The organism is Saccharopolyspora spinosa NRRL 18395 (genome assembly GCF_000194155.1).
In the GTDB taxonomy this organism is placed as follows: domain Bacteria; phylum Actinomycetota; class Actinomycetes; order Mycobacteriales; family Pseudonocardiaceae; genus Saccharopolyspora; species Saccharopolyspora spinosa.
The window spans coordinates 169,425-192,544 of record NZ_GL877879.1 but is presented as its reverse complement, the minus strand read 5'-3'; the positions used below and the strand labels follow the sequence as shown (position 1 = coordinate 192,544).

General features: G+C 69.5%; 23 protein-coding genes, 2 tRNA genes and 1 pseudogene. 14 read left to right on the top strand and 12 right to left on the bottom strand.

Going from position 1 to position 23,120, the window contains the following annotated elements; genetic code table 11:
• Positions 1-5 precede the first annotated feature (5 nt).
• Together SSPN_RS62790 and SSPN_RS49095 are read right to left on the bottom strand one after the other, a co-directional pair.
• Positions 6-101: pseudogene (locus SSPN_RS62790) on the bottom strand (hypothetical protein); the annotation flags it as partial.
• Positions 80-553: a tyrosine-type recombinase/integrase gene (locus tag SSPN_RS49095; protein ID WP_029535528.1), complete on the bottom strand. Its 474-nt coding sequence runs from the start codon at positions 551-553 to the stop codon at positions 80-82. The pseudogene SSPN_RS62790 and the gene SSPN_RS49095, both read right to left, overlap by 22 nt.
• Positions 554-672: 119 nt before the next feature.
• Here SSPN_RS49095 and SSPN_RS0119950 point away from each other — a divergent pair.
• Positions 673-758 (top strand) — tRNA-Ser (locus SSPN_RS0119950).
• Between the two features lie 137 nt (positions 759-895).
• Positions 896-2,263: an FAD-binding oxidoreductase gene (locus tag SSPN_RS0119945; protein WP_029535527.1), complete on the top strand. Its 1,368-nt coding sequence runs from the start codon at positions 896-898 to the stop codon at positions 2,261-2,263.
• 209 nt (positions 2,264-2,472) lie between these two features.
• Here SSPN_RS0119945 and SSPN_RS0119940 read toward each other — a convergent pair whose 3' ends face one another.
• On the bottom strand, positions 2,473-4,269 hold the full coding sequence (locus tag SSPN_RS0119940; protein WP_010307663.1) for an endonuclease/exonuclease/phosphatase family protein: 1,797 nt from the start codon (positions 4,267-4,269) through the stop codon (positions 2,473-2,475).
• Positions 4,270-4,599: 330 nt separating this feature from the next.
• Between SSPN_RS0119940 and SSPN_RS0119935 the strand changes: the two genes are divergently transcribed.
• The gene (locus tag SSPN_RS0119935) at positions 4,600-5,130 is read left to right on the top strand and encodes a hypothetical protein (protein WP_010307662.1); all 531 of its coding nucleotides are present in this window, start codon (positions 4,600-4,602) and stop codon (positions 5,128-5,130) included.
• Between the two features lie 200 nt (positions 5,131-5,330).
• Here SSPN_RS0119935 and SSPN_RS0119930 read toward each other — a convergent pair.
• Both SSPN_RS0119930 and SSPN_RS0119925 read right to left on the bottom strand, forming a co-directional pair.
• Positions 5,331-5,416 (bottom strand) — tRNA-Ser (locus SSPN_RS0119930).
• 44 nt (positions 5,417-5,460) lie between these two features.
• A complete protein-coding gene (locus SSPN_RS0119925) occupies positions 5,461-6,021 on the bottom strand; it encodes an RNA polymerase sigma factor (RefSeq protein ID WP_010307661.1) in 561 nt (186 codons plus the stop codon).
• A gap of 396 nt (positions 6,022-6,417) precedes the next feature.
• Here SSPN_RS0119925 and SSPN_RS0119920 point away from each other — a divergent pair, with 396 nt between their 5' ends.
• Positions 6,418-6,705: a hypothetical protein gene (locus SSPN_RS0119920; RefSeq protein WP_148272014.1), complete on the top strand. Its 288-nt coding sequence runs from the start codon at positions 6,418-6,420 to the stop codon at positions 6,703-6,705.
• A 61-nt stretch (positions 6,706-6,766) separates the two neighbouring features.
• Here SSPN_RS0119920 and SSPN_RS0119915 read toward each other — a convergent pair whose 3' ends face one another.
• Complete coding sequence (locus tag SSPN_RS0119915) at positions 6,767-7,243, bottom strand: nucleoside deaminase (protein ID WP_010307659.1); 477 nt, start codon at positions 7,241-7,243, stop codon at positions 6,767-6,769.
• Entirely contained in the window at positions 7,240-7,728 is a 489-nt protein-coding gene (locus SSPN_RS0119910; protein WP_010307658.1) for a tRNA adenosine deaminase-associated protein, read from the bottom strand. Before SSPN_RS0119910 ends, SSPN_RS0119915 begins: the two co-directional genes overlap by 4 nt.
• A 122-nt stretch (positions 7,729-7,850) precedes the next feature.
• On the opposite strand from SSPN_RS0119910, the gene SSPN_RS0119905 reads away from it, so the two are divergent.
• The 3 genes from SSPN_RS0119905 (at position 7,851) to SSPN_RS0119895 (ending at position 11,588) form a co-directional block, all read left to right on the top strand.
• Positions 7,851-8,819, top strand: coding sequence for a prephenate dehydrogenase (locus tag SSPN_RS0119905; RefSeq protein ID WP_029535524.1), 969 nt, complete (start codon positions 7,851-7,853; stop codon positions 8,817-8,819).
• Between the two features lie 864 nt (positions 8,820-9,683).
• Positions 9,684-10,376 (top strand): TetR/AcrR family transcriptional regulator, encoded by a 693-nt coding sequence (locus SSPN_RS0119900; RefSeq protein WP_010307656.1) that lies wholly within the window; start codon positions 9,684-9,686, stop codon positions 10,374-10,376.
• A 33-nt stretch (positions 10,377-10,409) separates the two neighbouring features.
• Positions 10,410-11,588, top strand: a complete 1,179-nt coding sequence (locus SSPN_RS0119895) for a cytochrome P450 (RefSeq protein WP_010307655.1) — start codon at positions 10,410-10,412, stop codon at positions 11,586-11,588.
• A gap of 77 nt (positions 11,589-11,665) precedes the next feature.
• Here SSPN_RS0119895 and SSPN_RS44690 read toward each other — a convergent pair whose 3' ends face one another.
• Positions 11,666-12,367, bottom strand: a complete 702-nt coding sequence (locus SSPN_RS44690) for an MFS transporter (RefSeq protein ID WP_010307654.1) — start codon at positions 12,365-12,367, stop codon at positions 11,666-11,668.
• A gap of 191 nt (positions 12,368-12,558) precedes the next feature.
• On the opposite strand from SSPN_RS44690, the gene SSPN_RS0119885 reads away from it, so the two are divergent.
• Entirely contained in the window at positions 12,559-13,029 is a 471-nt protein-coding gene (locus SSPN_RS0119885) for a YbaK/EbsC family protein (RefSeq protein ID WP_010307653.1), read from the top strand.
• Positions 13,030-13,155: 126 nt separating this feature from the next.
• On the opposite strand, the gene SSPN_RS0119880 is transcribed toward SSPN_RS0119885, so the two are convergent.
• The 3 genes from SSPN_RS0119880 to SSPN_RS0119870 all read right to left on the bottom strand — a co-directional run bounded on the left by SSPN_RS0119880 (position 13,156) and on the right by SSPN_RS0119870 (position 16,057).
• On the bottom strand, positions 13,156-13,941 hold the full coding sequence (locus tag SSPN_RS0119880) for an SDR family NAD(P)-dependent oxidoreductase (RefSeq protein WP_010307652.1): 786 nt from the start codon (positions 13,939-13,941) through the stop codon (positions 13,156-13,158).
• A 62-nt stretch (positions 13,942-14,003) separates the two neighbouring features.
• A complete protein-coding gene (locus tag SSPN_RS0119875; RefSeq protein WP_010307651.1) occupies positions 14,004-14,675 on the bottom strand; it encodes an O-methyltransferase in 672 nt (223 codons plus the stop codon).
• Positions 14,676-15,049: 374 nt separating this feature from the next.
• Positions 15,050-16,057, bottom strand: coding sequence for a GlxA family transcriptional regulator (locus SSPN_RS0119870; RefSeq protein WP_010307650.1), 1,008 nt, complete (start codon positions 16,055-16,057; stop codon positions 15,050-15,052).
• A gap of 43 nt (positions 16,058-16,100) precedes the next feature.
• On the opposite strand from SSPN_RS0119870, the gene SSPN_RS0119865 reads away from it, so the two are divergent.
• A complete protein-coding gene (locus SSPN_RS0119865; protein WP_010307649.1) occupies positions 16,101-17,366 on the top strand; it encodes an MFS transporter in 1,266 nt (421 codons plus the stop codon).
• Positions 17,367-17,409: 43 nt separating this feature from the next.
• On the opposite strand, the gene SSPN_RS0119860 is transcribed toward SSPN_RS0119865, so the two are convergent.
• The gene (locus SSPN_RS0119860; RefSeq protein WP_029535522.1) at positions 17,410-18,039 is read right to left on the bottom strand and encodes an SRPBCC family protein; all 630 of its coding nucleotides are present in this window, start codon (positions 18,037-18,039) and stop codon (positions 17,410-17,412) included.
• On the opposite strand from SSPN_RS0119860, the gene SSPN_RS60045 reads away from it, so the two are divergent.
• The 5 genes from SSPN_RS60045 to SSPN_RS0119830 all read left to right on the top strand — a co-directional run bounded on the left by SSPN_RS60045 (position 17,986) and on the right by SSPN_RS0119830 (position 23,053).
• Positions 17,986-19,059 carry a DUF1707 SHOCT-like domain-containing protein gene (locus SSPN_RS60045; protein ID WP_010307647.1) on the top strand — a complete coding sequence of 358 codons (1,074 nt, stop codon included), beginning with the start codon at positions 17,986-17,988 and terminating at the stop codon, positions 19,057-19,059. The two genes, SSPN_RS0119860 and SSPN_RS60045, sit on opposite strands and share 54 nt — an antisense overlap.
• A gap of 43 nt (positions 19,060-19,102) precedes the next feature.
• A complete protein-coding gene (locus SSPN_RS63290) occupies positions 19,103-19,603 on the top strand; it encodes a DMT family transporter (RefSeq protein ID WP_428842112.1) in 501 nt (166 codons plus the stop codon).
• Positions 19,604-20,118: 515 nt separating this feature from the next.
• Positions 20,119-20,895, top strand: a complete 777-nt coding sequence (locus SSPN_RS0119840; protein ID WP_010307645.1) for a hypothetical protein — start codon at positions 20,119-20,121, stop codon at positions 20,893-20,895.
• Positions 20,892-21,215 carry a hypothetical protein gene (locus SSPN_RS0119835; RefSeq protein ID WP_010307644.1) on the top strand — a complete coding sequence of 108 codons (324 nt, stop codon included), beginning with the start codon at positions 20,892-20,894 and terminating at the stop codon, positions 21,213-21,215. Before SSPN_RS0119840 ends, SSPN_RS0119835 begins: the two co-directional genes overlap by 4 nt.
• The gene (locus tag SSPN_RS0119830) at positions 21,212-23,053 is read left to right on the top strand and encodes a DUF2637 domain-containing protein (protein ID WP_010307643.1); all 1,842 of its coding nucleotides are present in this window, start codon (positions 21,212-21,214) and stop codon (positions 23,051-23,053) included. Before SSPN_RS0119835 ends, SSPN_RS0119830 begins: the two co-directional genes overlap by 4 nt.
• Positions 23,054-23,120 lie beyond the last annotated feature (67 nt).

The following is a 23,120-nucleotide window of genomic DNA, read 5'->3' as shown; positions in this document are numbered from 1 at the left end:
CCAATCCCGACAACACGAACCTTGTCTCCCTTGCCCCGGACTTGAATCCGGCGCGTCTGAAGGTCGACATCAGAAAGTTTCAGCGAGGCTGCCTCTGACACTCGCGGTCCCGTGTCAATGAACAGCAGGATGATCGCGGTGTCTCGCCGCGAAGCGAAGTCGCGACGCGGCACACCGCAAGCACCCGAGCGTAATCCTCGTCGGACAACAGCGGCGTGATCTTCTCCGGCACTTGGGGCGGCTCGGTCTTGTCCATCGGGTTCGACGGCATCTCGTCCCGCTTGACCAGCCAGCCGAAGAACACGCGGAGGTTGCGGTAGTGGTGTGCGCCGTTGGCGGCGCTGGTCGCCTCGATGAAGTCGTCGATGTGGTGCGGCTTGACCCGGTCCGGTTCGAAGTCGAGCCCCTGTTCGGTGAGCCAGTCGGCCCACCGCTGCGCGGTGTAGAGGTAGCCACGCTCCGTGTTCGGCGAGAGGTTCTTGGCCTTGATCGTCTTGCGCCAGCGCTGCGCCAGCATGTCCCAGACTGCGGCCGTCGTGTTCGTCGTCCCCATGTCACAGATCCTCGAATCGTGTTGTCTCCGAGCGCTGTGCAAGATCCCGACGTCCACCCGTCGCCCCAGGTCACGACCCATACCTCCTGCTCAACAGCCGCCCTGCTAGGCTTCCGCACGGAGGATTGGCCGAGCGGCCTAAGGCGCACGATTGGAAATCGTGTTGGGTTAATAGCCCTCACGGGTTCGAATCCCGTATCCTCCGCTGGTCAGAGCCCCGGACGCGACATCGCGACCGGGGCTCTTTCGCGTGTTTCCGGGCCATACGTCCCTGTCCCGCATGGTCGGCTCGCCGCACCGTTGGTTGCGATGGCACTGGTTCTCCCGGGCGGGGTGGCTCCGATGGACTTGACGATCGAGACGTTGCGGGAGCGGGTTCGCGGGGCCGTGATCAGCCGGCAGGACGACGGTTTCGAGCAGGCCCGAAGCGTTTACAACGCCATGATCGACCGTCGGCCGCAGGTCGTCGTGCGGTGCGTGAACGCCGGGGACGTCGTCGCCACCGTCGCCTACGCGCGGGAGAACGGGCTCGACCTCGCCGTGCGCGGTGGTGGTCACAGCGTGCCCGGGTTCGGGACCTGCGACGACGGCGTAGTGCTCGACCTGACTCCGATGCACGGCGTGCGGGTTTCGCCGGGCAGCCGGACCGCGCGGGCCGAAGGCGGCACGACCTGGGGCGACGTCGACGCCGCCACTCACGCTTTCGGGCTGGCCACCACCGGCGGCCTCATCTCCACCACGGGCATCGGCGGGCTCACCCTCGGCGGTGGCATCGGGCACCTCGCCCGCGGCCTGGGCCTGTCCTGCGACAACCTGGTCTCCGCGGACGTCGTGACCGCGGCCGGTGAGCTGGTCGTGGCCGATGAGCGGCAGCACGAGGACCTGTTCTGGGCGTTGCGCGGCGGTGGCGGCAACTTCGGCGTGGTGACCTCGTTCGAGTACCGGCTCGCCCCGGTGCGCGACATCTACGGCGGCCTGATCTTCTTCGACGTGGACCAGGCCTCGAACGTGCTGCGGGCCTTCCGCGAGATCATCACCCGCGCCCCGGAAGAGTTCAGCGCGTTCCCCGCTTTCCAGATCGCGCCACCGCTGCCGTTCATCCCCGAGAACCGGCACGGCGACGTGCTGATCGCGATGGTCGCCTGCTGGACCGGGCCGATGGACGCGGGCCCGGCCGTCGTCCAGCCGCTACGCGACATCGCGCCGATCGTCGCCGAACACGTGGGCCCGATGCCTTATCCGCGGCTCAACAGCGCGTTCGACGCGCTCGTCCCGCCTGGTCTCCAGCACTACTGGAAGGCCAACTTCGTCGTCGAGCTGACCGACGAGATGATCGCCGCGCACGCCCAGTTCGGCCCGAAGGTGCCGGCGTTGAACTCGACGGTGCACATCTACCCGATCGACGGAGCTTGCCACCGGGTCGCGGCGGATGCGACGGCGTTCGCCTACCGGGATGCGAACTTTGCGGGCGTCATCGCCGGGATGTGGCCCGACCCGGCGGACAACGAAGCCAACATCGCCTGGGTGCGCGACTACTACGCCGCGACCGCGCCGCATAGCGAGGAGGGCGGGTACGTCAACTTCATGGCCGGCGACGACCAGGACCGGATCAAGGCGAACTACAAGGGGAACTTTGACCGGCTGGTCCAGGTGAAACGCGAGTACAACCCGCAAAACCTCTTCCACCTCAACCAGAACATCCGCCCTTGAACGACGTATGCGCAGGTGACGGCCCGTGAGCACCCGTGGGTGCTGAACACGCTGCTTTGGAAGGTGCTGGCATGGAGCGAACGGACCGTTCGCCTCGCCTATTGACGTGAACAGTCCGTTCGCTTCACACCGGTAGGCGAGGCAGAACCAAGCCACTCTCGCTGCGGCGGCCACCGGAACCGCCCGGCAGGAACGAGCCTGGAAACAGGCTAGAACTGGAGGCGGGCGACCTGGGGGTCGTGGTCGCTGGCCTGGTCGGCGAACTCCGCGTTGATGTGGACGACGTCGTACTCCGCCGTAATCGACGGGGCGGCCAGGATGTGGTCCAGCTGCTGGGAATTGCCCTCGTAGACGTAGCTGTAGCGCTCGGCGGGCGGCAGCGAGCCGGCCAGCGGCACCAGTGCTCCCCCGGTGGTCAGCGCCGCGAGTGGCGGGGCGAAGCCGTAGTCGTTGAGGTCGCCGAGCACCACAACCGCGGCCTCGTCGTTGACCGCCCGCGCCTCGTCGACGAAGACACGAACCGCCTGGGCCTGCCGCTCCCGCTGCTCCTCCGACGACCTCGCCGGCGGCTGGAGGCGGCCGTGCAGCGGCTGGTCACCGCCCTTGGAGTTGAAGTGGTTGGCCACCACGATCACCGGCGTGTCGTGGAACAGGAACTCGCCCGCCAGCGGCTTGCGGCTGTCTCGCCACGCCTCGTTGGCCGGGTCGATGCGCCCCGGCGAGGCGCTCAGTGCGATCCGCTGGCCGTGGGCCACCGGGTGCACCGGCGTGGTCGCGTCGCCGCCCGGACGATCCACAAAGGACACCCGGGCCGGGTTGAACAGGAAGGCCACCCGGATGTTCCCGCCGGGCTGCCCGCCGTCGGCGTTGTTCTGCGGGTCGATCTGCCGCCACTGGTAGCGCGGCCCGCCCGCCGCCACGATCGCGTCGGTGAGCCGCTGTAGCGTCTGCGCCGCGGCCACCACGCCGTCGTCGGTCGGCCCGGAGTTGTCCTGAACTTCTTCCAGCGCAACGATGTCCGGCGTGGCGAGCCGGTCGACGACGCCCTCGGCGAGCCGGTCGAACTTGGCCTGGTCGGCGCACGGGGCGAGGTTCTCGACGTTGTACGTGGCGACGGCGAGCTCGTCGCGTCCCTGCGGCCGCGTCGTCTCCGGCTGAAGGCCGCCCGGCACGTGCTCGCCCAGCCGCCCGGCCTCCAGCACGTACCCACCGAAGCGCGTGTAGTCCAGTGGTCCTTCGGTGCTGCCGCGCAGCCGGTCACCGACGTTCGCGGCGGGGAACGGCGCGTCCGACAGCGACTCGACCTTCAGCCGCCCGGCGTTGGCTTCGGCGTAGCCGGTGTAGGTGGTGCCGCCGCGGCCGTTCGCGTTCTGCTCCGGCTTGCTGGTGATCCACAGCGCGCGGTAGGCGTCGGTCGGCGCGACGACCCGCACGTCCTCGACGCGCAGCAGCATCCCCTCGCGCGACTCGAAGTAGTCCAGCGCGAATCGCTGCGGCTCCAGCTCGCGCTTGTCGATGTTGCCTTCCAGCAACGCGAACTCGGCAGGGACGGTGTCCGCCCCGAGCACCTCGGCCGGGACGCTGCCCTTGCCGGTGGCCTGCCAGGTCGCCTCGGTGAGCTCGGTGACCGACTGGTTCGGCGTGGTCTCCGGCGTCTCGCCCTCGGCCGTCGGGTAGTACTCCGCGACCAGCCCGGAGACCGCGACCGCGTCGCCGACCGCCACCGCCGGGGTCTGCTTCCCGGTGAACACGAAGAGCCCTTCGCTGGTGCGGGGGTCCGCGTCGGGTTCCGGGTCCTGGAGCCAGAACCCGCGGGACGAGCCGAAACCGCGCACGCCGGTGACCACTCCCGGCACCCCGGCCACCCGCTGGCCGGCCAGCGGCGAAACCCGCGTGGTCCCCTGGACGTCGTGGATGCGGGCCTGCTGCTGCGGCGCCGCGGCCGCCATGATCGGCGCCACCAGCAGCGCCGCTGCGGTGGCGGTCAGCAACGACGTGATGCGCATTTTGGCTTCCCCTCGCCAAGCGACCTGATCGACGAGAAGCTACCGCCGAAAAGCGAGCGGGAAAACACGATCACGTGAACATGCCAGTATCTCAACCTCCTGTTGCGCTACTAAGACTTTCTCCGCACCAGGGGACCTTCTTGCCGCGATGCGGCTCATGGCCGCGAGCCGCCAACCGTTCCGCACGGTCCTGGCCATCTAGGCACCAGCGACGCCCGTTCGGGTGGTAGAACCGCTTTGGATGATTTTGCCGACCGCTGACAATCGCAACGGCCCCGACACGTCTGCCTGATCGAAGAGTCGGAAACAACCCGGTTGTAGGAGAAACAAATGCGCAAGATCAGCCGAATAGCCGTTCTGATCCCCGGCGGGCTGCTGGCCGCAGCGGTGTTCGTGAGCGGGTGCACGTCCCTGGCCGGACAGCCGACATCGGCGCCTACCCCGCCTGGATCGGCGGCAGGCGCCGCGATCATTACCAACCCCGAGACGGACGCCAGGGCAGGCGCCGTGGCCCCGAACATCCACGCCGTCGACGTTGCCGTCGATCTGGAGTTCGCCAAGAACAACGGGGCATGGATGGTCTCCTGGGTCGAAGGCAGGATGGATGACTCCTCCATGTCGGCGCCCCACCCGGTTAGCACCGGCGGACCGGTTCAGGTCGCCGCGCTCGCTCCGGATGTCCAGTTTCTCAGCCCGTTCGAAGGTGCCACGCCGACCGGCTCACCCCAGCTCGGCTCGGAGGGACTGGGTGTAGTTCCGGTCACCTTGGACGATTTCACTCAGCAGGGAAACCAGTCGGCCAAGATCTGGCTCGAAGAAAATGGCCAGGTCACCAAGATCGCCGCACGGTACCAGCCCTGACCAGGACCGCCGGGGGTTCGTGCCGTTGTGTGCCGCGCAGAGCTAGCCCCGGGGTCAGGAAGCACGAGATGATCTACCTGAATGGCGTCGCGCAAGCCGACCGGGTTGTGACCGGTGCCCTGATGCCCGCCTAACAAGACCAACTGGGACCGCATGATCAAGGGCCGGTCCCCGTCTTCACGGGAACCGGCCCTTGCGAGCGGTAGCGGTGGGATTCGAACCCACGGTGGCTGTTAACCACACGCGCTTTCGAGGCGCGCTCCTTCGGCCGCTCGGACACGCTACCGCCAGCTAGGCTACCGGTCACCCGACAGCGCTCGACAGCGGGGGTCAGCGCCAGGCCCGCATCATGCTGGCGAGGCTGGCCCTGGCCCGCGAAAGCCGACCTCGCACCGCCTGCTCACCGGCACCGACGCGCTGGCCGATCTCGACGTAGGACAGGCCGTCGACCTCCGCGAGCAGCCAGACATCGCGCTGCCGGCTCGGCAGGACAGCGAGCGCGCGCCGCAGCGCCAGCACACCCTCTGCCGCCTCCGCGACCCGCTGCGGATCGGCGATCAGCGCGGCGGACCCGACCGCGGGCCGGTGCTCGGGGATCACACCGACGGGAGCGGTGCGGCGCGTCCGCCGGCGGCGCAGCACGATCAGGCAGTACCGGTGGGCGACCTTGAACAACCAGCTCCGCAGGGCGGCCGGTTCGGCGAGTTCACCGGCCCGCCGCCACACCGCGATGAACGCGTCCTGCACCACGTCCTCCGCCTCGACCCGGTCGCCGAGCATCCGCAGCGCCATGCCGAAGATCCCCTCGGAATACCGGCGCACCACCAGCTCGAAGGCACCGGTGTCGCCGGTCGCGATGCGCGTGGCCAGGACTGCATCAGTCGGCTCCACGTCACACTCCCCTGCAACGCGATCAGTCCGCCCGTCGCAAGCGGACGAGCTCATCGTCACAGGCCCGGACACCGTTCGCGGTGCGGACAGGCCGCCCGAACCGGTGGAAGCTGCCAGATCCACTCTCCCTCCCACCTGGGGTTCGAGCGGCGCAATCGACCTCGCCGGAATTGATCACTCCGGGAGTCCCGGCGGTTTCGCGCGGACGACGGCAGTGGCGGTGGTGCCGAGTGGAGGTGTTCGAGCAGGTCATGGGCAGTGCGGACACTGTCCACTCTGGCCATCCGGCGAGGATGTGGGCGCGGATAAACCAAAACCCGTCCTTGGACTGCGGTTTTCCCGCGCTGCGGCCGCCTATCGTGCATCTGGCGCGAGGCGGTCGAGAAGGGAGCTGTGGTGATCGAGATCGAACACCGCCCGCCCGACTCGCCGTACATCGAGCGGGTCTGGAGCAGCAGGGGTGCTTCGGCGGCAACCCGCATGCACTCCATCGCGTACGCGGAACCGGGAGCTGGTGGTCTCTGGGAGGACCGCTCGGCGATCGTGAACGACCGCGTCGCCCAGCCCGCCGGGGCGGTCGTCGCCAGGCTGTATGTCGTCGGTGCGGCCGACATCAACGTCGCGACCGCGTGGGCCGAGAAGCCCACACCGCCCGCTACGGCAGCGTCGACGTGCGCCCCTTAGTCGAATAGGACGGCTGAAACCGGGCCGCCCGGGCGCGGGTCGGTCGTGGTGATGCGGGTTCCTACTCGCGGTGGTCGGCGAAGAAGTCCTCGAGCAGCGCCGCGCACTCGTCGGCCAGCACGCCGCCGACCACCTCCGGCCGGTGGTTCAGGCGGCGATCCCGCACCACGTCCCACAGCGAGCCCACCGCGCCGGTCCGGGGTTCCCACACCCCGAACACCACCCTGGCCACTCTGGCCAGCACCAATGCCCCGGCGCACATCGTGCAGGGCTCCACCGTGACCGCCAGCGTGCAGCCCCCCAGCCGCCAACCGTCGCCGTGCGCGGCGGCTGCGGCCCGCAACGCGAGGATCTCCGCGTGCGCCGTGGGGTCCTGCAGCGCTTCGCGCTGGTTGTGCGCGCTGGCGAGGAGCCGCCCCTCCTGGTCGACCACGACCGCGCCGATCGGAACATCCCCAGTGGACGGTGCTTCGGCGGCGACTCGCAACGCGGCCCGCACCAGGTCGGTGTCCCCGGCGCGGGCACCGGATGTGCTCACTGGTCCAGCTTCTCCAGCACTTTCGCGAAGTTGTCCCCGAAGCCGCAGCGCTGGGCGATCATCTCCAGCTGCTCGTCCGGGTAGAGGTCGACCTCTTCGATGATCACCAGCAGCTCACCCTCGGGCAGCCCGAGATCGGACAAGATGGCGAGGTTACCTTCCGGCCACACCTCTTCGTCGTCCTCATCGGGCGGGTCGATGCGCAGCAGGTCGAGGACGTCCGCCGCGATGTCGTAGTCCAGCGCCGCGGCGGCGTCCGACAGCAGCAGGTCCACCCCTCCGGGCACCGGTCTGATCAGCACGAAGAACTCGTCGTCCACATTGCACATACCGAACACCGCGCCGGTGGAACGCAGCTCGCGCAACGCCGTGATCGAGGCGTCCAGGCCGGTCAGCACCGATTTGTCCATCGTGCTGCACCGCCACCGCCCGTCCTCCCGCACCACGGCCACGGCGAAGCCAGCGACCGGCTCCTGCACCGTCATGAGGACACCGTAGAGCGTACGAACGCCACCCGAAAGCACTATTGTTGGCTCGTAACCTTCCGGGCATTGTTTGCCGCTCAACCGGGTGCGTGGTCGACGGTGAAGTCGGGCAGGATGAACCGATGCGTGCCGTGTGCGTGATCGGACTGGGACTCATCGGCGGCTCGGTGCTGCGAGCCGCCAAAGCTGCTGGACGCCCCGCCTGGGGCACCACCAGGTCGGAGTCGGACGTCGCCGCCGCGCGGGCCGACGGTTTCGACATCCTCGACATCGGGCCGACCCTGCGCCGAGCCGCCGAGGAGGATGCGCTCGTGGTCGTCGCGACGCCGCTGACCGCCGTGCGCGACGTGCTGCGGGAGGTCGCCGAGCACGCCCCCGAGGCCTGGCTGACCGACGCAGTGAGCGTCAAGGGTCCGGTCGCCGCCGAGGTCCGCAGCCTGCTGCCCGGTGCCCGGTACGCCGGTGGCCACCCGATGGCCGGGGTGTCGGGTTCCGGCTGGTCGGTCGGGTCGGGCGAGCTGTTCGCCGGGGCGGCCTGGGCGGTGACCGCCGAGGAGGACACGACGCTCGCCGCGTGGCGGGAGGCCGCCCAGCTCGCGCTGGACTGCGGCGCCCAGGTGGTGCCCACCTCCGCCGCCTCGCACGACTTCGCGGTCGCGCGCATCTCGCACTTGCCGCACGTGTTCGCCGCGGTGCTCGCGTCGGTCGGGGCCGATGGCGGCCCGCTGGCGCTGTCGCTGGCCGCCAGCTCGTTCCGGGACGGCACCCGGGTCGCGGGTACCGCGCCGGAGTTGGTGCGGGCCATGACCGAAGGCAACCGGATCGCGCTGCTCGACGCCGTGGACGACGCCCTCGGCCGGCTCGGCGCGGCCCGCGGGTCGCTTGCCTCGACCGGGGGCCTGAAGTCCACAGTGGACGCGGGCCACGACGCGCGGCAGACGCTCGACGAACTCGCGACCGCGGCGCGCGCGAGCGCGACCGTGCAGCTCAACGGCACCGCGCTGGAGCGCCTGCGGGAGCTCGGCGAGCGCGGCGGACGGGTCGTCGCGCTGTCGGCGGAAGCCGCCGCCGTGGAGCTCCCGGTGGCCTGATCACCGCAATTTCCATTGAAATCAGAGCTCTGATTTCAATGGAACCTTCTCGCCCTGGCCGATCCGCAACCGCGACGCCGGAGGTCCCACAGGCTGCCGCAAGCGGCGTAGCCGCCTTGGCCCACCCTCGCAACTGGCACCGCTGCGGGTTCTCGGCTTCTTCTCACGAGGACAGTCCGGACGCCGCTGGTCATACACGGGTCCGGGATCCCACAGCCGAGAAGCCGCTGAGGTTCTGCCACCCGCGCCGCATGCAAGATGAGGTGGAAGAGCTCGACGAATCGAGGGATTCTGGACATTAAGAGAGGCCGCCCTGTGCGTTGAGGCGGCCTCTCCATGATCCGCTCCGACCACTGCCGGGCGGGATGGCCCTCACCTGGTCCCGCTCGTCAGCATGGGTCGGGCGGCGATGTTCGGTCGGCTACCGCTGCTCGCCGGATCCCGGTTCGGAATCGCCGAGGAACTCCTCGCCCTTCTCAACGGCCTTGTCGATCTGCTCCTCGTGACCGAACTACTTGGCCACCTCGGCCGCCTTATCAAAGGCTCTGCTCGATCTTCTCGCCGTGTTCCTCGCCGCGGTTCGGTAGGCGGTCCTTGAACTCGCCAAATCTCATGGTGCCCCCTTACGGGCGGCGGGGAAAGCCCTTTCGGTATGGGGGCTGCCTGCAGAAGCTAAGCCCGCCCAGGCGGCAACGCGCGCCGGTTGGTGCTTCCGGGTGACGCGTCAAGACCGCGTCAAGGCGGACCCGAGGTCCATTGCCCGCCGCAGCGGCTAGCGTTACCGTGACAAATGACTGGTTGACCAGATTTCAAACCTGGTCAAAGCGTCATCGCAAGCGCCTACCCGGACCAAGGAGACGCACCATGCCGCAGCCCACCGAACGTGCCGACCGCATCCTCAACGCGGCCGGCGAGCTGGTGATTCGGCTGGGCTACCGGAAAGTGACCATCGAGGACATCGCCAAGCAGGCCGGCGTCGGCAAGGGCACCGTCTACCTGCACTGGCGCACCAAGGAGCGGCTGTTCGAATCGCTGTTCCTGCGCGAATCGGTGGACCTGATCACCGGGCTCGTCGACGCCGTGCGCCGCGACCCCGACGAGGTCCGGCCGCACCGGTTCATGCAGAACTCGTTCCTGGCCACCCAGCGCAGGCCGCTGATGCGGGCGCTGGTCACCGACGACGCGGAACTGCTCGGCAACCTCAAGCAGACCTCGGCGCAGATCCGCGGGCAGGAGTTCACCGCCCGTTACTTCGAGCTGATCACCAAGTACGACCTCGTCCGCGACGACGTGCCGCACCTGATCTTCTCGATGAGCGCCACCGTCACCGGGTTCTTCGTGGTGGACAACATCAACCCGCACCTGGCGGGCCCGGACGACCGCGCCAAGGCGGACGCGCTGGCGCTGACCGTCCGCCGCGCCTTCGAACCCGAGCAAGGACCGGACCGCGCCTCGCTGACCGCGGCCGCGGCCGAGATCAGCGCGCTGTTCGACGAGATCAACGCGAACTACCGGAAGTGGATCTACACCTCCGAGATGGACCTGGAGCGCACCTGACCGGTGGCGCTCGCCAACAGGAAGGGGCACCACATGACGACCCTCGCCGATGCCTGGGGGATAAACGAATCGCAGTTCTGGTTGCGGGGGGTGCGACCGGATCAGCCGGTGGCGAACGACTCGGCGGCCGGGATCTGGAACGTCTACGGATACCCCGAGGCTCTGGAAGCCCTCAGCGACCCGGCGACCTTCTCCTCGGCCACCCAGCGGCTGGTGCCGGAGGCGTCCGGGTTCCGGGAGGGCAACATCGTGCAGATGGACCCGCCGGAGCACAACAAGCTCCGCAAGCTGGTGAGCCACGCGTTCACCCCGAAGGTCGTCGCGGGCCTGGAACCCCGGATCGCCGCGCTGACCAACGAACTCCTCGACGCCGTGTCCGACCGGACCGAACTGGTCCGCGACCTGGCCTACCCGCTGCCGGTCATCGTGATCGCGGAACTGCTGGGCGTGCCGAGCAGCGACCGGGGCCTGTTCAAGAAATGGGTCGACGCGATGTTCGAGACCTCCAGCCAGGTCTCTCTCAAGGACCGCTCGAAGGAACAAGAGGAGTACCTGGCGAAGGCCCTGGACCAGGTCCAGGAGCTGACCAAGTACCTGGGCGAGCACGTCGCGGAGCGCCGGCGGGCGCCGCGCGAGGACCTGCTGAGCAAGCTCGTCCTGGCCGAAGTGGACGGTGCGCGGCTCAGAGACGCCGAGGTGGTCAACTTCGGCATGGTGCTGCTGATCGCCGGGCACATCACCACGACCATGCTGCTGGGCAACACGGTGCTGTGTCTGGACGCGCACCCCGAGCAGTTCGCGAAGGTGCGGGCGGACCGGTCGCTGGTGCCCTCGGCGATCGAGGAGTCGCTGCGCTTCTTCAGCCCGTTCGCCGCGGTTTCCCGGGTAACCAACCGGGAGGTCGAGTTCGGTGGCCAGCGGATCCCCGCCGATGAAATGCTGCTGCTGTGGGTCGCGGCGGCCAACCGGGATCCCCGCCAGTTCACCGCCCCGGACGTCTTCGACATCAGCCGGGATCCGAACCCGCACATCGGGTTCGGGCGGGGCATCCACTTCTGCCTGGGCGCGCCGCTGGCCCGGCTGGAGGGGCGGATCGCGCTGAACATCCTGCTGGACCGGTTCCCGAACCTGCGGACCGACCCGGCGGAGGGCCCGGAGTTCATCCCCAGCCCCACCATGACCGGAGTCCGAAAGCTGCCCCTGCTGGTCTAGGAAACGCGCGTCCAGGCTCGACCTGTGTGAAGGGGGAAGGCCGTGAGTGCGCTTGGGGGCCATGTACCCAAGCGCACTCACGGGTCTTGACCAGCGGGTTCAGGTGACGGGTTGGGCCTCCTGGGCGGGAGCCGCAGCCGTTGCCGTGGTGGCGACCGCAGCGGTGGTCGTGGTCGGGTTGGTCCGCCAGAAGAGGACCCGGGCAAGGAGGGCGACGGCGGCCGACACCGGCCCCAGGGCCACCCAGCCCCGACCGCTCCCCCGGTCAGGCCGCCGAAGCCCATGCCCAAGTACAGAGCCGACGAGGCGAGCATCGACACCACGAGCACCCACAGCACGGCCCGGTTGCGCAGCACCGACACACGTTCCCGGATCCGCATCACCGGCGGCGCCGGGACCGGCGGACGGGCCAACAGGGCGATCGAAGCGAGCACGCCCAGCACGGCAACGGTCCAGAAGAGGCCCTGGTAGCCGATGGAGCCTTCGAGCAGCACGCCCAGCGGCACACCGATAACGGTCGCCAGGGTGAGCCCGCTGAGCGCTGTGGACACTGCACGCCCACGGCGATCCAGCGGCACCAGGCCGGCGGCGATCACCACGGCTGTCGGGGTGAAAAGGCTCGCGCCCAGCGCTCCGAGCACGCGGGCAGCGGTGAGGGCGGCGAAGTCCGGGGCCACCGCCGTGACGATGGTGCCCACCACGAACAGGGCCAGCGACAACCACAGCAGTCGCCGGCGATCCCATCGACCGACCACAGTGGACAGAACAACGAGGACCATGCGCCAAGCCGCTGCTTCAGATGCTGTGGCGCGGAGGGTGGCAACGGGGAGCTTCGTCGCTGCAGTGGCACCAGCCGCTCAGCCAACCCGCAGCTTGCACCGCCGCGGGTTCTCGCGCGGCGTCCGGGATCCCGCCACCCGATTGGGAAAGAACTTGTTCCGACGGCGCCGCTTGGGGGATTCTGCGCCACATGAGCAATGCCACGGACACCTTCGCCGCCTGCCTGCGCGACCTCGACGTCGCGGGGACAGTCGTCGAGTTCAACACCGACGTGCCGACCGCGGCGGCGGCAGCCGAACGGCTCGGCTGCGAGCTCGGCGCGATCGCGAACAGCCTGATCTTCACCGCCGACGACGAGCCGCTGCTGATCGTCGCCAGCGGCGCGCACCGCGTGGACACCAAGCACGTCGGGCGTTTGCTCGGGGTGCGCAAGATCCGGCGGGCCACCCCGGAATTCGTGCTGGAGGCGACTGGGCAGCCGGTGGGTGGTGTCGGTCCGGTCGGGCACCCACGGCCGATCCGGACCGTGGTGGATCGGATGCTGGCCGACCACCGGGAGGTCTGGGCGGGCGCGGGCTCCAAGCACGCGATGTTCCCGACGACGTTCGACGAGCTGGTGCGGATCACCGGCGGTTTGCCCGCCGGAGTGGAGAAATCCTGAGCGACACCCCGACCAGTTCGTGAGGGCCATGCCGGTTCCGCCCGGAACACTCACTCACGACCCACGATGCGCAACGAGGCCTCGCCGACTGGGCGGGGCCTCGTTCTTGCTTGCGGCGCAAGCGGATTAGACGCTCGGCTCGAAGCGGCCGTCGATCGCCGTCCAACCGCCCTCCACCAGCTGGAGGCTGCCCGTCACGTACGAGGCGGCGTCCGAGGCGAGGTACACCACGGCACCGGCGATCTCGTCGGCGTGCGCCCAGCGCTTCAACGCGGTCTTGTCCGCGTACGCGCCGTACCAGCCCTGATCGGACTTGATCTGCTCGGTCAGCGGGGTCTCGAACGGTCCCGGCGCGATCGCGTTGACCCGCACGCCCTTCGGCCCCAGTTCTGCGGCGAGTGCGCGGGCGATCTGCACGACGCCGGCCTTGGTCGCGGCGTAGATGCCCTGCCCTGGTTCGACGACCACGGCGCGGAAGCTGGCGAAGGTGACGATGCTGCCCCGGCCGCGTTCGGCCATCCGGGCGCCGAAGTCCCGCACCAGCCGGTAGGTGCCCTTCAGGTTGACGTCCACGACCCGGTCGAACTCCTCGTCGACGGTGTCGACCAGCCGCTTGCGGACGTTGATGCCCGGCGTGACGACCAGGACCTCGGCGTCTGCCTCGGCCTCCGCGAGCCGTTGGATCTGCTCGCCGTCCCGCACGTCCAGCTCGCGCCAGCTCGCCTCGTGCCCGAGCTCCCCGATCGCCTTGGCGGTCTCCTCGGCCCCGGCCACGTCGACGTCCGCGACGACCACCTTCGCGCCGAACTCGGCCAGCCCCACCGCACTGGACCGGCCAAGACCGCTGCCACCGCCGACGACGACCGCCTTTCGCCCGTCGAGCCGGAACAGGTTGGCGAATCGATTCGTCATGATTTGTCCTCCCGGGTAGCGATCAGTCCACTGCGGACGCGGCTACTGGTCTGACCACTAGATCATTCACCAGGCGGCAGGACGACGGCAAGGGTGAAGCCGTCGTGGCCCTTCGCGCCGACCGTCTGGATCGTGGTGGCCGACGCCCGCGACTCGGCGGCGAGCATCTCGTGGAACCGCCGCGCGCCCTGCACGGCCGGATCGCTGCTGTGCTCGTCGACCACCGCACCCCGGCGGACCACGTTGTCCACGATCACCAGCCCGCCCGGCCTGGTGAGCACCAGCGCCCAGCGGAAGTACTCCGGGATGTTCGGCTTGTCCGCGTCGATGAAGACCAGGTCGAACGACTCCTCAACCAGCTCCGGCAGCGTGTCCAGGGCAGGGCCGACCCGCACTTCGGTGATGCCGTCCAGGCCCGCGCGAGCCAGGTTGGCGCGCGCGACCTCGGCGTGCTTCGGCTCCGCCTCCAGGGTGACCAGCCGACCGTCCGCGGGCAGCGCCCGGCCGAGCCAGATCGTGCTGTAGCCGGCGAGCGTGCCGATCTCCAGGATGCTGCGCGCCTGCACCGACCGGGCGAGCAGGTTCAGCAACTTCCCCTGCAGGGCCGACACGTTGATGTGCGGCAGCGCGGCCTCGTCGCTCGCCTGCAGGGCGGCGGTCAGCACCGGGTCCTCCGGCGTGAGCAGCGCGCCCAGGTAGTCGTCCACCGCAGCCCACTGCTGCTGTTCAGCCATGCCGACCTCCTCGTCGACGCCCGTTGCACCTGGGCAAGCCTGCGGCGGTCAGTCCGCCGCGCTTTGCCTGAACCTTGCTCCTGCGCAGCCCAACCCGCCAGGTGTTCGGAGCCCAAGTCACATCCCCGTGCGCGTTTCTTGTGTTATAGAGGCTGTTTTGGAAGTGATCGTCCAGGGTGCGGTAGGGCGGATTTTTGTCTTCGACACGGCGCCAGCTGCTCAGCTCACGCTCGCAGCAAGCACCGCCGCGGGTTATCGGACTGTGCCCACCCGTCGGGGTTCTTGGCGAGGCCAGTCCACGGCGTCTGAGGTTCCGCCACCCGCACCGCCACGCAAAACGAGCCTGGAAGAGCCCCTACAGCAACCAAAAGCGCTCACGGGCTCCCTACGGCTGCGCTTCCTCGGAAGGTGCTGCGGTACGCACTCGGGGACACCCCGAGTGCCGCCTGCAGGTGCTGGCGCAGCGAAGCCGCAGTGCCGAATCCCGCGTCCGCCGCGATCCGGTCGACCGGCAGATCGGTCTCCTCCAGCAGATGCCGGGCTCGCTCGATGCGCTGCTGGGTCAGCCATTGCAGCGGTGAGATGCCGACCTCGTCGCGGAACCTGCGGGTGAACGTGCGGACGCTCATAGACTCCCGCGCCGCCAATTCGCGCAGCGCCAGCGGCCGGTCCAGGTGCTCCAGCGCCCATGCCCGGGCCTGCGCGGTCGACGAGAGCTGGGGTTCGGGGATCGGGCACCGGATGTACTGGGCCTGGCCGCCGTCGCGGTGCGGCGGCACGACCGTCAGCCGCGCCACCTCGTTGGCGACCGCCGCGCCGTGGTCGCACCGGATCATGTGCAGGCACAGGTCGATGCCGGACGCCTCCCCAGCCGAGGTCAGCACGTCGCCGTCGTCTGTGTAGAGGACGTCGGGGTCCAGCCGGACCGCCGGGTAGAGCCGGCGGAACCGGTCGCAGGAGTTCCAGTGCGTCGTCGCCCGGCGGCCGTCGAGCAGCCCGGCCGCGGCCAGCACGTAGACCCCGGTGCAGATCGAGGCGATTCGGGTGCCCGGCCGGATCCGCGCGAGCGCCTCGGCGAGATCCGGGCCGAGCAGGCCTTCGGTCTCGGTCTCGTCCGGCTCGTGCGATGCCGGGACGATCACGGTGCTAGCCCCGGCCAACGCTTCGGGACCACGCTCGACGCTGATCGGGAAGTCCGCGTTGGTGCGCACCAGGCCGGGGACGAGCGTGCACGTCACGACGTCGTACAGCGGCGTTCCGGCAGGTGAGCGGGCATTCCCGAACAGCTGGTGCACTAGGCCCAGTTCCATCGGCAGCACGCCGTGGCGGACCAGCACCGCGACTCGACTGGCCATGTCCCGATTCTTGCACATGTTGGCCATCAGGCCACTCGTTCGGCCGCGCCCGGCGACGCAGGGTCTGGGCATGACGACCGAAACAGTTCCCCGGACGCGCATCCACCGCGCGTGGTGGGTCGCCGCCGTCACCGCGCTGGCGGTCATCAGCGCGGGTGCCTGTGCTACCACGGCGGGCCTCCTGGTCACCCCGCTGCACGACGAGTTCGGCTGGTCGCGCGCCACCATCGGGGTCGCGGTGTCGGTGAACCTGGCGCTGTACGGGCTGACCTCGCCGTTCTCCGCGGCGCTGATGGACCGCTTCGGCATCCGGCGGGTGGCGGTGGGCGCGCTCCTGCTGATCGCCGCGGGTGCCGGGCTGACCACGATCGTTTCCGATTCCTGGCAACTGGTCCTGGGTTGGGGCGTGCTCGTCGGGATCGGTTGCGGCGCGTTGGCGATGGCGTTCGCCGCGACCGTGACGCACCGCTGGTTCGTGGCTCGACGCGGCCTGGTGACCGGTTCGCTGACCGCGGCGAGCGTCTTCGGGCAGTTCGCGTTCCTGCCGGTGATGTCCTGGGTCGTCGAACACTTCGCGTGGCGCACGGCGATCGTCGTCCTCGCGCTGATCGCGTTGGCCACGGCACCGCTGGTGTGGTGGGTGCTGCGCGACCACCCCGCCGACCTCGGCTTGCGGCCCTACGGCGCAACGGGTTTCGAACCCAAGCCCGAACCCGTGCCCGACGCGGCCCGCCGCGCGGTGCGACTGCTGTTCGACGCGGCGCGGACCGGCCCGTTCTGGCTGCTGGCGGGCACTTTCGCGATCTGCGGGGCATCCACCAACGGGATCATGTGGACCCACTTCACTTCCGCCGCGCATGATCACGGCATGCCGACCACGGTGGCGGCCTCGCTGCTCGCGGTCATCGGGGTGGTGAACGTGGCCGGCACGATCGGGTCCGGCTGGCTCACCGACCGCTGCAGCCCGCAACTGCTGCTGGCGGGCTACTACGGGCTGCGGGGCGTCTCGCTGCTTGCCCTGCCAGCACTGATGGGGCCGACGGTGCACATGGGGATGATCGTCTTCGCGGTCCTGTTCGGCCTGCTCGACGTCGCCACCGTGCCTCCGACGATCGCCCTGTGCCGCGAGGTCTTCGGCCACGGAGGCGCGATCGTCTTCGGCTGGGTGAGTGCGGCACACCAGGTGGGCGCCGGGCTGATCGCCTACTTCGGCGCGGTGACGCGGGATCTGCTGGGCTCCTACGACGCGGTCTGGATCGGAGCCGCCGCGCTGTGCGGGGCTGCCGCCGCGATGGCGATGACGATCGGACGCTCGCGTCGAGCTGCTACCAGCTGAACCCGCCGACCTGCCACACGGCAGCCCAGCGGGGACGGGACGTTCAGGCGCTCGTCTGGTCGAGATCCGGCGTGAGCTGGGCGGTCGCCGCGGCCACCCCGTCGGCGATCTGGTCGCCGTCGGCGGTGCCGGAGTCCTCGGTCGCGGTGGCCCACGCCCTGATGACCTGCCGGGAGAACCGCTGCACCTCGGCCGAGTTCTCCCATCCGGGGATGTCCTCGCCCCGGAGGTACACGTCCAGCCCGAGCAGGCCGACGTCCCAGGCGGGCCCGACGAACAAAGCGCCCGCGCCGCTGCTGATCGGATCCAGCGGAACCGAGTGCATGACCTCGACCCCGGTCCCGGGGCCAGACCCGTCACCGTCAGAAAGCCGCAGCTCAACAACGCTGTTGTCCTCGTCGAACGTCGTCTTCAGCAAGCGCGGCGCCGTGCAGCGCAGGATTCGACCGCCCGCAGTGCCGTCGAACCAGTGCCAGCCGCGTCCCCACAGCTCTCCGGTGACCGGCAGGAGCCAACATCGCAACGTGTCCGGTTCGGTCAACGCGCGCCAGACCTCTCTGATCGAAGCGGCGTAGTTGCGGCGCAGCAGGACGCTCACCTGCCCACCGCCGTCGATCGAGTGCTGGCTGACCACCCGCTGCACGGCGGCTACCTGCTTGGCGATGTCGATCATCTGGTTCCCCTCAGTCCCGACTACGGGCCATCATCGGCCCTCGACCCGCCGCGCGCTCGCCGCCGCCGTGACCAGCTGATCCGCATCGCCAGCGCACAGCAGGCAGGCAATTGGCCGATCCGGGTCAGCTGCCAACTCCTGGTCGGGCCGCAGGAGCTGGACGACGTCGACTCGGCGAGTGGAAGCAGCGAGGGGACGTCCAGCGGGCACTGGCCGTCGGGGCCGGAAACCGAGATGAACACCCGGTCGAACCCGGAGGCGGAGTCGATGTCCCACCGGGTGCTCCGCCGATCAACACCGCTACCGAGCACCGGACCCGGCCGGCGCCAGGCCGACGCACCCGGCACGCGCGTGAAGGCGGCCAGGTGCGAGATGCCCGCGATTTCCCGAATCCGCCTCGGCCGCGCGTCCTACACTGCCGGCATGAGCAGCCCAGACGGGAGCGGGGACCGATCCATCCGCGCCTCCGATGCCGAACGCACCGAGATCGCACGACGGCTGACCGACGCGGTTGGCGATGGACGGCTGACCTTGGCCGAGTTCACCGAACGCGTGGACGCCGCCTACCAGTCCGTCACGCGCGGAGAACTCGACGCGCTGGTGACCGACCTGCCGGCCACGGCATCTGACCGCCCCGTCGAGCCCACCGACGGGACCAAACGCCGGTGGAAACTGGCGATCATGGGCGGTTCCGACTACAAGGGGCGCTGGCGGGTGCCACGGAAGTCGGGGTACTTCGCGCTCATGGGCGGGTCCACGATCGACCTGCGCGAGGCGACACTGCCCGGCCCGGAGATCGAGATCATGCTCGTGTCAATCATGGGCGGCAGCGACGTGATCGTGCCGCGCGGAGTGCGGGTGGTGGTCGACTCCACGGACATCATGGGCGGCAACACGATCAAGGTGGACGAGGAAGCAGAAATGCCGAACGCCCCGCTCATCCGCATCCGCAGCTTCTCGATCATGGGCGGCAACGACATCCGCCACCCCAAGCGAAAAAAGCGCTTCTGGTCCGACTGAGCGTTTTCAACCTCTTGCGTTGCGGCGCGGGTAGCGGTGCGAGCTGCGAGGGTGGGCCAAAGCGGCAAAGCCGCTTGGGCAGCCTCGTACGGTAGGGCTTCCAGCGTCGCGGCTGCGTATCGGCCAGGGTGAAAAACGCTTACTGAACTGCAGAACACGCCAGGCCGACAAGCGTTTCGATGCGCCAAGCCGGGATTCCGGGCCGCGAGTTGGTTTTGGCGTAATAGAGCAATACATCGGCTCGTTCGCAGCCCTCTCCCTCGACCTGGCGGGCATGGACATCGGCGTCGCCTACGGCATTTGGGCCGCCTCCGGCGTCGCCCGGACCGCGCTGGCCTCTCGCATCCTGTTCAACGAACCGCTCACCAAGGTCATAAGCGTGGGCATCGGTCTCATCATCGCCGGTGTCCTGTTCATCGAGCTCGGCGCCGCTGGCTTGCGGTGCTGGCGCGTTCGGCTCAGCGGGAACTTGACGAAGCTGCTTTCGAGCTGGGTGGAGGCCGCTACACCCGGGAGCAGAGGAACCCGCTCGCCGACCAGTTGACTGCCCTTTGCCACAGCGCTGCGCGCTGAGGCAAATGAGCGGCTGATCGACGCGGTGGATTGAGAATGACGGACAGCAAGGCGTGGCGGTTCGGCGTCGGCGGCTGGACGGCGGAGGCGCTGGCCTTCCTGGACTCCGAAGCGCCCGGCGAGTAGCCGGGAAAGTTGGCAATTTATTGGCAACTGGGGCCTGAACGGCAGGCAGCAACCCGGCCGTATATGCCCCGGAAAAACAAGAAACCCCCAGTTCAGGGGGTTTCTTGCTGTCTCGACCAGACGCGCGCCCGAAGGGATTCGAACCCCTAACCTTCTGATCCGTAGGCGCGTGAATCGGATCCGGTGAGTCTGCCGGAATCCGAATTCCCTGGTGAAGTCCGACGAAAGTCCAGAAACGGGTTGCTATTTCAGCCCCGTCTGACGAGTCCGTGAGACGCGTGTGAGACGGGTCGGCCCCCGTCGGTGCAGCAACACCGACCGAGGGCCTTGGTCCCCACCTGCGGATACCAGGGAGAACCCGTGACTGAGTATGTCAGCAATGCCGGCCGTCTTGTCGCCGAGGACGTGCACCGCCACATCGAGGAATTGAAAGCCGATGGCGTGCGCGTCGCCTTCTCCGACCGCCTACCAGAGCCCGCGTTCGCGACGCTGCGCCAGGACGGGAAGGTGCTCACCGCCACCGGCACGATCAACATGGACACCGCCGGTGACCTGACTGTTGTGCTCTGGGACGGCAACGAGCACATCGATCGCGCCATGCTCAAGGTCGCCAAGAAGGCACTCGGCGGCCGGGCCTGGTCGTGTGGTTCCGGCGATTGTGACCGGTGCTGGACCAACCCGGACGGCTCGACCACGTACCTGCTCCGAGGTTGGCTGGGGTTGACGCGGGCCGCTGAGTTCCTGGAGTTGCACATCCTGCGTGAGCAGCTGGACCGGCCTGACTCGTGCCGCCGCTGTGGTCGCGGGGTGCGCACCTACAAGCCGTTCGAGGGCGGCTGGGTGTGCCGCAAGTGCGCCACCGACCCGACCGAGCTGGAAGGCGTGGCAGCGCAGCGCGTGTGGTCCTGCCGGGAGCTGGGTGCCCGCCACATGCTCGATGCGCTGCGTGCAGAGGAAACCGGCGCCTACGCCGAGGCCACGCAGAGCTGGGAGCTCGCCGAGCATTTCGGGTCCGAAAAGGACATGGCTTTCTGCATCGAGCTCGCCGGTGGCATCGCCGACCGCAGGCAGCGCCAGGCGGTCCTGCGCGCTCGTCGCGCCGCCAAGCACGCCCGCGTGAACGGAGGTGCGGCGTGATCACCACGTTGATTACTCCGGCTTGGTTGGGTAGTGCGGCGCGGGAGTTGCTGGATCGGCTTGCAACGCAGCGGTACGAGCTGAGTAGCAGTGCGGACAACGCTGCGCGGTGCGCGGCGAAAGCAGCCCTGTATGAGCGTCAGGCCTGCGTGTGGCGGGTGCTGTCCAAGCACACCGATGACCTCCTGGCCACGCATGCGATGTGCGATGCCGGCTTGTACGCGACGGACGCCGCTCGGGAGTACCGGCAGCTGGCGAAGTTCTGGCGTGACCGCGCCGAAACCTCCGAAGCCGCCGCAGCTGAGGGCGATGCGGCGTGAAACTGCTCCCCGGCTTTGTGCACAAGAACACCGTGCCAGCACACCGCCGTGTCGCCGCGTCGAGCGAGCACGGGTTGGCGGCGCTGGCGGATGCCGAGATTCGGACGGCGGATGCCGAGCTGGACCGGGACCTTCGCCGCCAGCGGGGCGAGTTGGAACTAAAAGAGGCCCGCGATCAGATCCAGGAACGCGCCTCGCAGCGTCGCGTGTCGACTGACCTGCGCACCAAGCAGGCTAAGCGGGCGATCAAACGGCGCACCAGGCGCGCCAAGCGGCGGGCCCGCAGGCAGTGGTGGGACGGCGCGAAAGCCCAGTTCATCGCGGCGCTGGGTGGCCGCCTGGTGGCCGTGCTGGTCGCGATGGCCGCCGGCACTGCCTGGTACGGCCAGTTCCGCTACCTGCACGGCCCGGCGCCGCAGGGCCTGGCGCTGCTGCTGCCGTTCGCGCTGGCCGGTGCGACCGCGCTGGAGGTCCTGGGTCTGGCGATGGGCACCGTGGTCCGAGCGGCCGGAGAACACCGGGACCGGGCACTGCGGGCCCGGCTGCTCATGTGGGCCGTGATCGCGTTCAGCGCCTGGTCGAACTGGACCCACAACGGGCCCGCGCTGGCCGTCCTGTCGGTGGCCGGGCCGACCGCGTGGGAGATCCACGAGTGGTGGCAGCGCCGCGCCCGGCTGCACGCCAAAGGCAAGTTGCAGGCCCGGCCGGTGCGCCCGCGGTTCCCCGCGGATCAGTGGCTGCTGTTCTTCGGCCGGACCCTGGCCGCCTACAGGGTCGCGGTCCGCGACCGGATCGAGGACGCCGACACCGCTCTATCGGTCGCGGCGACCGAGCGGCAGGTGGCCAAGATCCGCCGCGCGACCGAACGGCAGGCGGCCAAGAGCCGCCGGTGGCTCGGTCGCCGGGCCGCGAAGAAGTGGGGCCCGGTCGTCCAGCAGATGCTGGCGGCCAGCCGGGCGGCCGACGCCGAGCGGGCCGACCGGGTGCTGAGGGAGGCCCAGAGCGTGCTGGACGCGGCCGCGTTGGTGTGGGGACCGGAGGCACTGCGGGAGGCGACCGAGCCTGCGGCCCAGCCGCTCCCGACCGAGGCGACCGGCGACCGGCCCCGCCGCTGGTTCTTCGGCCGTCGCCGCGACCGAACGACCGAACGAGGCGACCGGCGACCGAACCAGCCAGGCGACCGAGGCGACCGGTCGAGGCGACCGGAACGACCGGGGGTAGCCGACCGAAAGCAGGCGACCGGGACGACCGGGGGCACAACTGAGCTGGTTGACCGGCCGCAGACGACCGAGACGAAGACGACCGGCCCGACTGCCAAGGCGACCGAGACCGGCGACCGGCCGCGTGGTGGCAAGGCGACCGACAAGAGCGGCCGAGGCGACCGGGCGACCGAGATGACCGACCGACCAGGCCGGGACACGACCGACCGAGGCGACCGAGCTGGGGCGCTGCGGGTGGCGACCGACGACCGACCGACCGGCACGACCGAGGCGACCGAAGCCGACAGGCGGCACGCGACCGGCGCGGCCGAGCCAGGCGGCGAGACCGGCGACCGGAAGGCGACCGGCAACGGCGACCGAGGCGACCGGCGCGGCCCGGTGCGGGTGGCGACCGAGCCGACCGAGGTGGACGTGTCCGATCTGCTGGAGCCCGCTCGCCAGGTGGCGGCCGAGCTCGGCGACCGGCTGAGCCGGGACGCGTTGCTGGAGGGCCTGCGGGCCCGGGGCCTGTCGGTCGGCGGTCGGCGACGCGCCGCGATCTACACCGCTATGCAAGCCGAGCGCGCAGCCACAACGACCGACATGCACCCGGTCGTGCCCGAAGGCGAGGCCGCGTGATGAGCACCCCCGGCCACCGCCACGACACCGAGGTAGCGACGGGCAAGACCCGCAAGCAGTAACCGTT